Below are 12,736 nucleotides of genomic sequence, written 5' to 3'. Positions count from 1 at the left end.
GCGCCCGCGAAAGCGGGTCAGCGGGGACGGAACTGTGTGATGACCGGGCAGTCCATGGGATCGGAGTACCCCAGTCCGACTCGGTTGAGGTACCGGATGACGATGCCCCAAGACTGGATCAGGCCAGTCTCGGTGTAGGTGATGCCGCGCTCGGCGCAGAACTCACGCACCAGGGGCTGCACTTTGCGGAGGTTGGGGCTTGCCATTCTGGGAAAGAGGTGGTGTTCGATCTGATAGTTCAAGCCACCCATTGCGGTGTTCATGAGACGACCGCCGCGGATATTGCGTGAAGTGAGGATCTGCCGCTGCATGAAGTCGACTTTGGCGTCCTTCGGGATCAGCGGCATGCCCTTATGGTTCGGGGCGAATGTGGCTCCCATGTAGACACCGAAGACCGCCACCTGCACGGCGATGAACGCCACACCGATAGCGGGGCCGAGCAACATGATGATCAGTGCGGGGTAGCCGATGAGCCTGACAGCAAGGAATGAGCCCTCAGTCCAGCGGCTCTTGAGTTTCTTGGACGTCACAACAGTACGGACTGCGTGGAAGTGGAGGACGAATCCGAACAGGGTGAGAATCGGGAAGAAGAACCAGCCCTGGCGCTTGGCGAACCATGCGGCGATGCCCGTGCGGCCGGCTGCATCACTCGGGACGAAAGCCAGTGTGCCAGGAGCGATGTCACCGTCCTTACCGATGACATTAGGGTGGGCATGGTGCCTGCCGTGCTTCTTAGCCCACCATGCATAGGACATGCCCACTACGAGGTTACCCACAATGTGGGACAGACGATCGTTCTTCTTTCCGCTGTCGAAGACCTGCTGGTGCGCGGCGTCGTGTGCTAGGAAGGCGACTTGGGTGAAGAGAATGCCGAAAAGCACAGCCACAGCAAGCTGCCACCACGATTCACCGACGGCCACGAGCAGCGCTCCCGCGGCGATGAAGCTCAGCGAGAGCGCGACGACGCGCCCGATGTAGCTTTCAGCACCGCGTTCCATGAGCCCGGCATCCTTGACCCGCTGTGCGAGCTCAAAGAAGTCGTTGGTCTGCCTGTTTTTGGCGGGCTTGCGCTCCGGCTCAATGGCGGAAGCAGTGTCTTGCGTGATCGTCATTATCCGCTCAAATCCCTCTCTTGCGCGTGGCCACGGACCGGGCATGGTCCGACCTGCAGTCAACGGTATGCGAGTACTCTCTGCCAGGCGTCACCCGGTGGAGCCAAAGAGACCCCCTACCAGGGTAGTGTCACAGCGGCAGGACGGCCCGCACCGCGAACCCTCCGTCGGCGGTGTGTTCAGCAGTGACACTGCCACCTACTGCAGTGGCCCGCTCCCTGATCCCGCTAAGTCCGAGCCCAGCTCCGGGCGCAGGGTCAACAGCCTCTTCAGGCGAAGGCCCATTCACTACCGCGATCCGCAGTCGTCTCGCCTGGTCCTGCGCCTCGGTGCTGACATCCACTTCAACGGTGGCGAAGGGAGCATGCCGCAAGGCATTGCTCAGCGCCTCCTGAACGATCCGATAGGCAGCAAGTCCCGTCGCCGGAGGAGCGTGGATATCCTCGCTCAGGTTCAGACCACTGTAGGTGATCGTGGTGCCTGAAGCGCGCGTCGAGTCGATGAGGCGGTCAATGTCCTCCAACCCCGGCTCGGGCGCGGTCGGGACCTCATCGTCACCGCGGAGAATGCTCAGCAGCATGCGCATCTCGCTGAGCGCCTGCCGCGACGACCCGGCAATTTCATCGAACTCACGCAGAGCGGTTGCGCCCATGTCGGGAATACGGTATTGCGCAGTCGCCGCCTGAACGCTGATCACCGACATCGAGTGAGCGACTACATCGTGCAGCTCCCGAGCGATCCTGTTGCGTTCCTGAAGCTCTTTTCGACGACGGTCCTGTTGGGCGCTTGTGCGCTCGGCTGCCTCCAGTCGACCAGCATTCAGAATCCAGATGCGGACCAGAACGCCGATCACGACTACCCCAGCGGTGAGCGCGGCGTACACAATACTGTTGGCCATCGCCCGATCCGGCATATCAGGCACACTGAGCAGCGCGACCAAGGTAAGCACCGCCCCGGCGCACCATGCCGAGACAGCCAGGTACCAAGGCCGAGCCAATGCAGCGACCATCAGGACCGCAGATTGGGTGATCAGTGAGGTCACAGGCCAGGGCCAGGGAGCGGTGCTCGAGTCGCCCGCGGCAAGCATGAGGCCGCCGGCCGCACCCAGAGAGAGTGCAAGCCCGATCCACGGACGGTACAAGGTGAGCACCACAGTGCCGCAGTGCACGCCCACCAGGATCAAGGCGATGACGACGTTGACCCCGTGAACTGCGGCGGTGACTGGCCAGCCCACCGAGAAGAGCACCAACGCAGCGAAACCTGTGCCTATCCAGGACCACGCGGCGGGACTGAAGGAGGCCGTCCGGTAGGTTCCACCTACGGCTGAGGTCAGATCTGCCTCGGCAGCCTCATGCTCTCCCGAGGTCAGCAGTGCCGTACTCAGGGAGGCGTCTGCGGCAGCTAGTGCATGGATCACCGCCGGGAGAGTGGCCAGCAGCGCGAGGCCGAACAGGAACATTCCCCCGGCGTCCAAGGCGTACTGTCCGGTGGCGGAGAGTGGGACCAGAACCGGGTTGAGTGTACCGAGCAGCTGGAGCAGCACACCCTGCTCTGGCAGGAACAGTGACCAGAAGAAGTACGTCACTGCGGCCGGCCCCGCCAATGACCACGAAACAGCGACGGTGAACGTGACCATGCGCATGGCGATCGTGATGAGCATCTCGAATACAAGATCCAACCAGCGCCGCGGATCCGCCAGAGCTCGTAAGCGCCCCTTCACTCCGACTCCCAGTGGCTGATACGCCACGGCGGGGGCTTCCGCCCCCCAGCCACGAAGCCGGGATCGGTCCAGCTCAGCGAAACCTGATGCCACCACCAGTGTCAGCGGCATCAGAAGCGTCCCGACCCATATGATCGCCGTCGCCGTCGACAAGACAGTCATGACCAACAACAGGCTGAAGCTGAAGAGTGCGATGGGAAACCCGGGCAGCACATATGTGTAGTCCCGAGCCAACCGTGCCGCGATCCCCCGCGTGCGCTCAGCGTGCAGCCATGTGGAGGTCATAGAGTACACAGTACGTAACAGCCGGCGCGCACCGCGTCCCGCTCAGGGCTGAGGCCCACCTCGGTGCGGCTCATACTCTCGAGTCACCATCTAGCGCTTAGCCTGCCCGACAGGCTGCTGTACCGTAAACCCGTGACGATCTCCCCTGCCTCTGCTGACGTGCGAGTCCTCGTTGTGGACGATCAGCACATGATCCGCGCCGGCTTCGCCGCCCTGCTGGACGCCCAGGAGGGCATCCAAGTAGTCGGCACAGCTGAGGACGGCTCAGGAATCATGGAGATTGTGGAGCGCACCCAACCCGACGTGGTCCTGATGGACATTCGGATGCCGGAAGTCAATGGTCTCGAGGCCACACGCACCGTGCTGAGTATGCCCGGCGAGCCTCCCCGTATCCTGATGCTGACAACTTTCGACGCTGACGAGTACGTCTTCGCTGCACTGCGCGCCGGGGCGAGCGGGTTCCTACTGAAGGACGCCACCCCTGAGGAGCTGATCCAGGCCGTCCGGGTGGTAGCCCAAGGGGAGGCCCTGCTGTCACCGCGGATCACTCGCACACTGATCGCCGACTACGCCGAAAGGCCTCCTTCTCCGGCGCAGAACAAGGCCCTGCTGGAGGGCCTTACCGGACGCGAACTGGATGTGATGCGGCTGATTTCCCGCGGTCTGCCCAATGCTGAGATTGCGGCTAAGCTGTTTCTCGCTGAGCAGACGGTGAAGACACATGTCTCACGGATTCTGAGCAAGCTCCAACTGCGTGACCGAACCCAGATCGTCGTTACCGCGTACGAATCCGGCCTGGTCCGCCCCGGTGAGGAGACCGGATACCCTGCCGAAGCCTCTGATTGAATAGTGCCATGACGACGCCTGCACCTCCTGCTGCCAAGAAGGTCCCCACCAAACGCACTCGCCACGGTGATACCTTCTGCGACCCTTACGAGTGGATGCGGGATAAGGATGATCCTGAAGTTCTTGAACACCTCAGAGCTGAAAACGCCTATACCGACGCAGTGACAGCTGATCAGGAGCCGCTGCGCACAGCGATCTACGACGAAATCAAGCGCCGCACCGTGGAGAACGACCTCTCAGTGCCCGCCCGCCGTGGCGCCTGGTGGTACTTCGTCAGAACCATCGAGGGTGAGCAGCACCCCGTGTTCTGCCGCGTTCCCGCGGCTGAAGAAGCTTCGACATTGGCCGCATGGACTCCCCCCGAAGTCATTGCGGGGGTGCCGTTGAACGATGAGCAAACATACTTCGACACCAATGCCGAAGCATCCGAGCACCCCTTTTACTCATTAGGTGGGATGGCGGTGAGTGAGGACGGCACGCTGCTGGCGTACTCAGAAGACACCTCCGGGGACGAGCACTTCACGCTTCGCCTGCGGAACCTGGAGACCTGGGAAACCCTGCCGGAGTCTCTGGAGAACGTCCACTACGGAGTGCACCTATCCCCCGACGGCGAACGCGCCTACTACGTCAAAGCAGACTCTGCCTGGCGTCCTTACCGGTTGTGGCAACACGCCGTAGGTACATCGGCCACAGAAGATCGGCTGCTGCTGGAGATCGAGGACATCACCCAATGGATGGGCACCGGACTCTCCGCCGACCGGCAGCAGCTGGTGATCGAGTCGGGCAACTCCGAGTGGAACGCCACCCGGCTGCTGGACCTCACCGACCCGGAGGCTGCGCCTCAGCTGATCGTGCCGGCTGAGCGCAGGGTGCTGAACTCTGTAGAACCCTGTGAGGTAGACGGGGAGCGGATGCTCCTGGTCACCCACAACCAGCAAGGCCCGAACAACGCAGTCTCCCTCACCACAGCTGAGGCGCTGGCAAACCAAGATGATAGCCAGCCTCTGGACTTCGGGCCCACCTTGATCCAGCATGACGACGCGGTGAAACTCGATGAAGGCCTCGCGGTGACCGCAGCTCAGGTGCTGGTGGAGGCGCGAATCAATGCGAACCCTTCAGTTCGCTTGCTGTCCTGGGACACCGTCCGCCAGGTTCGCGACGGGGCCCAAGGGGTGAAGGCGTCGTCGTTGCCTGGTCCAGCATTCGAGGACCCCATGCACTCTGTGAGTGTGGTGCAGGCCAGCTATGACGCCCCACTGTTCAGGGTCCGCTACTCCTCCTGGTTGGTGCCAGACAGGATTTATGACATTCCCCATCAGGACCCCCTACCGGTACTGCGCCGGGAGACCCCCGTCAATGACTACAACCCGGAGGACTACCGGGCCGTGCGCGAATGGGCGACCGCCCAGGACGGCACGGAAGTGCCGGTCACCGTGCTGCACCATAAAGATGTGCGGCCCGACGGCACCAACCCAGCGGTGGTCTACGGATACGGCTCCTATGAGATCTCCAATGACCCGGGCTTCGGAATTCCACGGCTGAGTCTGCTGGACCGCGGCATCGTATTCGCCGTTGCCCACATCCGCGGTGGTGGCGAGATGGGGCGGCTCTGGTACCAGAACGGCAAGAAGCTGTCCAAGAAGAACACCTTCACTGACTTTCTCACGGTCACCGATCATCTGGTAAACGCCGGTTGGGCGGATGCCTCGCGCATTGGGGCGATCGGCGGCTCAGCCGGCGGGCTGCTCATGGGCGCAGTGGTGAACCTGGCCCCGGAAAAATTTCAGGCGATCCTGGCGCAGGTGCCGTTCGTGGACAGCCTCACCACGATCTTGGACCCAGATATGCCGCTGTCCGCTGGGGAATGGGAGGAGTGGGGCAACCCGATTGAGGACCCTGAGGTGTACCACTACATGAAGTCCTACTCCCCATATGAAAACATCCGTCAGGCGCACTACCCCGCCATTGCCGCTGTCACCTCCCTGCATGACACGCGGGTGATGTACGTGGAACCGGCCAAATGGGTGCCCGCCTTGCGCGAACATCAGCAAGGGAACGCGCCGATCGTTCTGAAGACGGAGATGGACGGTGGCCATGGCGGAGCCTCCGGACGGTATGAGAAGTGGAAGGAGCGCGCCTGGGACTACGCCTGGCTGGCCACCTTCCTCGGCGTCTAGAGACTCTCCGAACGGGCAACCCCGTAGGGGGCAGTAGCACTTCGGCTCTCAGCGCCCTAGAGGCCTACCGGATGTTGCGTTCGCGGGTCGGATTCAGCCTTTGAACCGCTCGATGGACCGGGTCAGCTCCGCCTCAGCCTCTTCACGACCCTGCCAGCCTTCGATCTTGACCCATTTGCCCGGTTCCAGGTCCTTATAACGGGTAAAGAAGTGCTCAATCTCCTGGATCAGGTGCTCGCCCAGGTCGCCGATCTCTTGAATGTGGTCGAACCGCTTGTCATCCGGGACACAGACCAGCTTGGCGTCTCCACCGCCATCGTCAGTCATATTCAGCACACCCACCGGACGAGACTCCACCACGACCCCAGGGAAGAGGTCCACTCCCGGGATGTACACGAGGGCGTCAAGGGGGTCGCCGTCCTCACCGAGGGTCTCATCGAAGTACCCGTAGTGGGTCGGGTACTGCATGGGGGTGAACAGCACCCTGTCCAACCGCAGCCTGTGCGTCTCGTGGTCGATCTCGTACTTCACACGGGACCCAGTGGGAATCTCGATAGTGACGTCGCGGACAATTGCCACAGTTCCTCCTTGAGGTTCAGGTCAAATTCTCACTGCTCAGCGTATAACGATGCCGCCTGTGCGCGCTTCACCCTCAGCCTGGGAGCTCAACCGGTGAGGCCCAGTCGGCTCTCCAGGTTGAACTTCACCGCCGGCCACTCCGCCGCAATGATGGAGAAGATGACAGTATCCCGCACAGTACCGTTCGGCATTACCTCGTCATGTCTGAGGACCCCGTCCTGTTTGGCGCCGAGCTTCGCGATGGCCGTCCGTGACCGATGGTTGAACCAATGAGTGCGGAACTCCACGCGTAGGCAGTCCAGCTCCTCGAACGCTCGTTGGAGCATGAGCAGCTTCATGGCGGGGTTGATTGTGCCACCCTGAACCTTGCGGCTCAACCATGTGGAGCCGATCTCCAGCCTGCGGTTCTCCGGGCTGATAGCCATAAAAGTGGTCATTCCGACAGCCTGGCCAGAGGCAGGTTCGATTACGGCGTACGGGACCATCGTGCCCTGCCGAAGCAGGTCCAACCTACGTTGAATCTCTTCGCTCATACGCTCCGGGGGCGGTATCCGGGTGTACCAAATCTTCCACAGCTCGGACTCACTGACCGCCGCTGACAGTTCGGCGGAGTGTTCATGGGTGAGCGGTTCGAGTCGGACGAACTCATTGCACAGCACGGGGGAATGAAGATCATCCATCGGGCAAGCGTAGCGCGGTCCCCAGCTGACGTGCCAAGGTACCGGCAGCAGACTTCGCACGAGCAACGACGCTGCGGACCGGGCGGCCAGGCTCTGGAAATACTTGGTGGACGATGAGTTCATTCTCTTTGCGCCACAGATCCACCCGTCCGATCAGCTCGATTCCGGAAAGCACTGCCATCACGTAGTGCCCATAGACACGTTGGCTCTTGGGGACGTAGGCCTCGAATGTGTAGTCGAAGTCAAAGATCCGCTGAGCGCGGCGCCTGTCCCTGAGCAGCGGATCGAACGGCCCAATCAGCCGAGCCTCCTTGATAGGCCCAAGACCAGAGCTTGGCTGCCCGGCGTCCAGCGAGTCGGATGAAGCGTAGGCAACGTCCTTCCAACCATCCACAGCGATGGGGAGCAAGCCGGCCTGCTCGATTCCAGAGGCAGCGTCGTTCCGGCTCAGATGGTAGTGGTGGGCGAAGTCGCTGACGGTCATCACTCCGAGGCTGCTGACCGCACGGTGGGCCAACCCTGTGCGCAGCTTCTCAGCAGGGAGCCTCTCAGCATGGCGGACTTCAGCGGGCAGGGCGCGCTCGGGCAGGTCGAAGAGCCGGACGACGCCGTCGCGCGCAGTAATCACCAACTCTCCGGTGCGCACCATGAGCTCCGCAGCACGCTTGATCTCCGACCAGTTCCAACCCGTGGTGCGGGCAGAATCCAGGGCCTTCTCCATGGTGCCGATCTGCACTCCGCGAGGTGCTGCAGCAACGACCTCCCGGATCTGGTTGCGGAGTCGCTCTGAGATGGATGCAGCGTACTTCTCCCGGACGTGTTGCCGCCGCAGCTCCAACAGCGCCCAGTCCTCGAGGGGAAATACGCATGCGACCTTGGTGAATGATTCGAAGGCGACGGGAGCTTGCCGCGGCCACAGCGCGGCGTCAACCTGTTCAGCACGGTGGGTGCGAGGCAACCGGGTCAGGCATGTCAGGCGCTGAGCGGTAGAGACCCGAGTGAGCGGATCAAGCTGGATCAGACCGATCCCGCGCAGCACATCTGCGGCGTCAGAATAAGCTCCAAGCGCCCCCGGGGACGGAATCTTCTGCGTATCCACGACGGCTCGGCGCGCCCACTCTGCGGTCACACTCCTGGGTTCCTCCGGCATAGCTCAATCCTGCCACGAGCTCCTTCCTGGGACCGCGTCACGAATCACGGGTCCGAGGACGAGCCTTAGTCAGTGAGGTGCCTGCTGCTGAGCAGCATGAAGTCCCGGAGCAGCTCGTTGCCCTCGACGTTAACCGTCCAACTGGGACGCAGAAAGTCATTTTTAGCCATCCGGTACTGGATCTCCCACTCAGGCTGTTTGCCATGAGCGTCAGTCACGCGGTGAGTGCCGCACTGGAAGTAACCCAGTGTCTCGGATACGCGTTTGGACGGCTCGTTCCAGTCGAAGGCCCCGGATTCAGCGAACTCGGCACCGAAGTGGTCAAAAGCCCACATAAGCATCGCAGCACGCTGCTCCTTACCGTAACCCTCTCCCTGCGCATCCGCGCGCAACCAGCTGGCAGACTGCACAGTCCGCAGCACACGATATTTCTCCGCCCACGCATCCTGCATACCGATGAGGCGGTCCTCGCTTCCATCGTCATTGCGACTGAAGACAGCAAGCATGAAGTACCAGGAATCCGGGCCGATGGCTGGTCGTTTGGACCACAGCCAGGTCAGCGAGTTCTTCGCTATGTCCTCCGGGGAGTTCTCATCCCATGGGGAGGCGAAGGAGTTCCGCCCGGTCGTCATGATTCCGGAGGAGGCTGCCGCCACATAGGCGGGGAAGTCGGTTTCCCTCACCTGGCGCAGCACCAACCGGGGGGACTCGATGCGCAGGCCGAACGGCGGCCACACATCCACCAGCTCATGTGTCGGATCGTCGCGGTTGACGCGGAACTCAGTCATAGACCGAGCCTAACGTTCACCGCGCCGAGAGGTGGAACTTCAGCGAGAAGTTGTTCAGCAGCGCTGGTAGGCGACCGGGCTCCAGCTCGTGGCTAAGCAGGTCGATATTCCGCTGACCCACTATCTGCGCCATGAAGTTCGATGTCAGCAGCAACACCAGGTGCCGGCCTGGGCACAGACCAGGTCCCGCGCTGAAGGGTACCAGCGGCCACTCCTCCCGCGTGCGTTCGTGATCCCACACTTCAGGTGAGAACTGGTGCGCGAAGTCCAAGTTCTTCTCATCTCTGTGGAAGAACGGAGCAAAGATCAGCACTGTAGTGCCTTGCGGCATCACTCCATGTTCGAACTCAACCTCTTGAGTGGTCTCACGGAGAATCATGGGGGTGGTGGCCCAAAGCCGCAGTGACTCCAGCACAGTGGCACGCAGAAGGGGCAGCAGCGGCACGTCAGCCTGGGCCTCCTCTTCTATCTGATGGCGAGCTGCCTCGAGTCGATCCGGGTGGGATGCCAGCAACGCAAGCCCTCGATAGCTGGCCATGCCTGCCGGGTCGAAAGCGAACAGCCACTGTGGGATCTGCTGGACATCTTCATCCCGGGATGTTTCAAAGTCACCGCTGGCCTCCATCTGGGACATGAAGGCTGCAATGCTCCCCGGCTCCGCTTTGGCTACTGCCTGATCTATACGCGAATGGATCTCGTCACGCGCCTCGGTGTCGACTGGGCGCAGAAACGCCCAGTTGCCCCGCGCCCGCTGGGTCTCCATGAGCTCCAGAAGTTCAGTGTCATCGCGGTAGGAATCTCCCAGCACCACACGGTTGACCACCCGGAACCAAGCTTTGAAGTAATTGCTGTAATCCAAGGTGCCGCCAGCGTCGTCGATCTGTTTCAGCAGCACCTGAGCCTCCTCACGGACCGCAGGCATGAACTGTTCCGCCATCCGGTGGATGGGCTGGTTGTGGTCCAGGAGCTTTTCATTGGTCTCACGACGCCGGGCCCGTTCGGCACCGTGGCTGATCAGCGCCACCTGAGGCTCGAAATGCTTCAGCGCGTGCCGTTTGAGGGTCTCGGCCGTGGCGAAGGGCTCCGGGGACTCCTCCAGGATCCGATGCACGTGCTCGGGATCCAGAACCATGGACATCTTCCGACCGGGAAGACCCAGCATCAGCGGGCCTCTGCCGTACTTCTCTGCCGCAGTCTGCAGCCTGGCGACTGCCCGAGCCTCCAGCCCGAGGTTCTCCACCGCCGCGACCATTCTGGGCCGTCGAATGATGGGGCCTTTAGAAATTGTGGGAAGCTCCACTTCGGCCAGAATCTTGGCTGTGTCGACGGCGGTGGCCGTGGGCAGGGGATTCTGGACCGAGTCAGGCCTCCGCGCGTAAACGGACCTTGTGGGGTGACCTCTGTCGGTGTGCGAATGCGTCATTGGTGTCACTCTCAATCAGCTTGTGGCGTACCCGTTGCTCTAACCCAGCACGGTCACCTGGATATTGGCTGGCGCTCTGGTGAAACTTCCCGAAACGCACACTGTGTCACCAGCCACATCTTGGCCATATACTGGGTGTCAGAGGCCTCACAGCGAGGTGGGTCACTGCCCTGCCGTCCTGTGACCGAGGTCGCTACCCACCGCACCCCGAGGAGTCACCATGGACGCCCCTAATTCGCTGGTGCTGGCCATCATCGGTGTCACGATGATGTTGGCCGGCTACTTCCTCTACTCGCAGTTCTTGGCCAAGAAGGTCTATAAGCTCAATGCCGAGTTCAAGACCCCCGCACATCAGTTCACCGACGGGGTGGACTTCCTCCCCACCAACCGCTACATCCTTTGGGGACACCATTTCACCTCCGTAGCTGGGGCCGCCCCCATTGTGGGCCCGGCCATCGCCGTGATCTGGGGCTGGCTGCCGGCCTTCATCTGGGTGACGATCGGTACGGTGTTCATGGCGGGCATGCATGATTTCGGTGCCCTGTGGGCCTCAACCCGAAACAAGGGCAAGTCAATGGGCGCCCTATCGGGCACCTACATCGGTAACCGCGGTCGCAACCTGTTCCTGGTGGTCATCCTGCTGCTGCTGCTGATGGTCCTGGCAGCATTCGCCGTCGTCATCTCAGGTCTGCTGGTGGCCCAGCCGGGTGCGGTCATTCCCACGTGGGGTGCACTGGTGGTCGCTGTCCTGGTCGGCCAAGCCATCTACCGCTTCAAGTGGAACCTCCTCGCAGTTACGGCCGTCGGTGTGGTTCTGCTCTACGCACTCATCCTCTTGGGCGACGCCTACCCCGTCTCCCTGCCCGAAGAGGGGCTGTTCGGTCTCACCCCGCAGGCTATCTGGATCGTCCTGCTGTTCGTATACTCCGGCATCGCCTCCATGCTGCCGGTCTGGGTCCTGCTGCAGCCACGTGACTTCATCAACGGCATCCAGCTGTTCATCGGACTGGGCATCATCTACGGCGCAGTACTCCTGGCCACACCCACAGTGGTCGCCCCGGCGGTGAACGATGCTCTCCCAGACGACACTCCCCCACTGGTTCCTCTGCTGTTCGTCACCATTGCCTGCGGTGCCATTTCCGGGTTCCACGGCATCGTGTCCTCCGGGACCTCCTCGAAGCAGCTCGACCGGGAGACCGACGCCCGGTTCGTCGGATACTTCGGCGCGGTGGGCGAAGGCTTGCTGGCCCTGGGCGCGATCATCGCCACCACCGCTGGCTTCCAGACGGCGACGCAATGGCGCGAGTTCTACGACTCCTTCTCCTCCGGCGGAGTGCCGGTCTTCGTGGAAGGCGGCGCATCCATCATCAACGAGGGCTTGGCCATCCCCACTGGCCTTTCAGCCACCATCCTGGCCACCATGGTGATCCTCTTCGCCGCAACCACTTTGGACACTGGCACCAGGCTCATGCGGTTCGTGGTGCAAGAGGTCGGCGAGATTGCAGGAGTGAAGATCAAGACCGGGATCGCGACCCTGATCGTGGTGGTGCTGGCCTTCGGTCTGACCTTCTCCCAGGGGGCTGACGCCACTGGCGGTATGGCCCTGTGGCCACTGTTCGGCACCACCAACCAGCTGCTGGCAGGCCTGACGCTGACCATTCTGACCATCATCCTCATCCGCAAGGGACGTCCGTTCCTGCCGGTGCTTCTCCCAGCGGCGTTCGTGCTGTTCATGACGATATATGCAGCAATTGTGCAACTGGTGGACCTTTACAACGCCGGCGACTGGCTGCTGCTGGTCATCGACATCATCATCATCGTGGCAGCCGCCTGGGTGCTGGTGGAAGCGATCATCGCCATGCTCGCCGCCCGCAAGGCTCCCAAGGAACCAGAGGACGACGTCGCGCTGACCGAAGACCAGAAGCTGCCGCGGTCCGCGTGAGCTTCTTCAGCACACCGGGCTCTGCGGCCCCAAG

Annotated in this window: 10 protein-coding genes; 3 read left to right on the top strand and 7 right to left on the bottom strand. The window is 62.1% G+C overall.

The window, feature by feature from the left end:
• Positions 1 to 17: 17 nt before the first annotated feature.
• Both D3250_RS01990 and D3250_RS01985 read right to left on the bottom strand, forming a co-directional pair.
• On the bottom strand, positions 18 to 1,112 hold the full coding sequence (locus D3250_RS01990) for a fatty acid desaturase family protein (protein WP_119901673.1): 1,095 nt from the start codon (positions 1,110 to 1,112) through the stop codon (positions 18 to 20).
• 130 nt (positions 1,113 to 1,242) lie between these two features.
• Positions 1,243 to 3,117 (bottom strand): sensor histidine kinase, encoded by a 1,875-nt coding sequence (locus D3250_RS01985; RefSeq protein WP_119901672.1) that lies wholly within the window; start codon positions 3,115 to 3,117, stop codon positions 1,243 to 1,245.
• Between the two features lie 132 nt (positions 3,118 to 3,249).
• Between D3250_RS01985 and D3250_RS01980 the strand changes: the two genes are divergently transcribed.
• Both D3250_RS01980 and D3250_RS01975 read left to right on the top strand, forming a co-directional pair.
• Positions 3,250 to 3,963: a response regulator gene (locus D3250_RS01980; RefSeq protein WP_119901671.1), complete on the top strand. Its 714-nt coding sequence runs from the start codon at positions 3,250 to 3,252 to the stop codon at positions 3,961 to 3,963.
• Between the two features lie 8 nt (positions 3,964 to 3,971).
• Entirely contained in the window at positions 3,972 to 6,140 is a 2,169-nt protein-coding gene (locus D3250_RS01975; RefSeq protein WP_119901670.1) for a S9 family peptidase, read from the top strand.
• A gap of 93 nt (positions 6,141 to 6,233) precedes the next feature.
• On the opposite strand, the gene D3250_RS01970 is transcribed toward D3250_RS01975, so the two are convergent.
• The 5 genes from D3250_RS01970 to D3250_RS01950 all read right to left on the bottom strand — a co-directional run bounded on the left by D3250_RS01970 (position 6,234) and on the right by D3250_RS01950 (position 10,760).
• Positions 6,234 to 6,713, bottom strand: coding sequence for an inorganic diphosphatase (locus tag D3250_RS01970; RefSeq protein ID WP_119902246.1), 480 nt, complete (start codon positions 6,711 to 6,713; stop codon positions 6,234 to 6,236).
• A gap of 92 nt (positions 6,714 to 6,805) precedes the next feature.
• The gene (locus tag D3250_RS01965; protein WP_119901669.1) at positions 6,806 to 7,399 is read right to left on the bottom strand and encodes a GNAT family N-acetyltransferase; all 594 of its coding nucleotides are present in this window, start codon (positions 7,397 to 7,399) and stop codon (positions 6,806 to 6,808) included.
• Positions 7,392 to 8,549: a DNA glycosylase AlkZ-like family protein gene (locus D3250_RS01960; RefSeq protein WP_119901668.1), complete on the bottom strand. Its 1,158-nt coding sequence runs from the start codon at positions 8,547 to 8,549 to the stop codon at positions 7,392 to 7,394. The genes D3250_RS01965 and D3250_RS01960 overlap by 8 nt, the downstream gene beginning before the upstream one ends.
• A 65-nt stretch (positions 8,550 to 8,614) precedes the next feature.
• Positions 8,615 to 9,337 carry a GNAT family N-acetyltransferase gene (locus D3250_RS01955; RefSeq protein ID WP_119901667.1) on the bottom strand — a complete coding sequence of 241 codons (723 nt, stop codon included), beginning with the start codon at positions 9,335 to 9,337 and terminating at the stop codon, positions 8,615 to 8,617.
• Between the two features lie 16 nt (positions 9,338 to 9,353).
• Complete coding sequence (locus tag D3250_RS01950; protein ID WP_119901666.1) at positions 9,354 to 10,760, bottom strand: cytochrome P450; 1,407 nt, start codon at positions 10,758 to 10,760, stop codon at positions 9,354 to 9,356.
• A gap of 220 nt (positions 10,761 to 10,980) precedes the next feature.
• On the opposite strand from D3250_RS01950, the gene D3250_RS01945 reads away from it, so the two are divergent.
• On the top strand, positions 10,981 to 12,702 hold the full coding sequence (locus tag D3250_RS01945; protein ID WP_119901665.1) for a carbon starvation CstA family protein: 1,722 nt from the start codon (positions 10,981 to 10,983) through the stop codon (positions 12,700 to 12,702).
• Positions 12,703 to 12,736 lie beyond the last annotated feature (34 nt).

It is taken from the genome of Nesterenkonia natronophila, assembly GCF_003595215.1.
GTDB classification, from domain to species: Bacteria; Actinomycetota; Actinomycetes; order Actinomycetales; family Micrococcaceae; genus Nesterenkonia; species Nesterenkonia natronophila.
The sequence above is the reverse complement of the archived record's forward strand: the minus strand, read 5'-3'. Positions and strand labels throughout refer to the sequence as shown.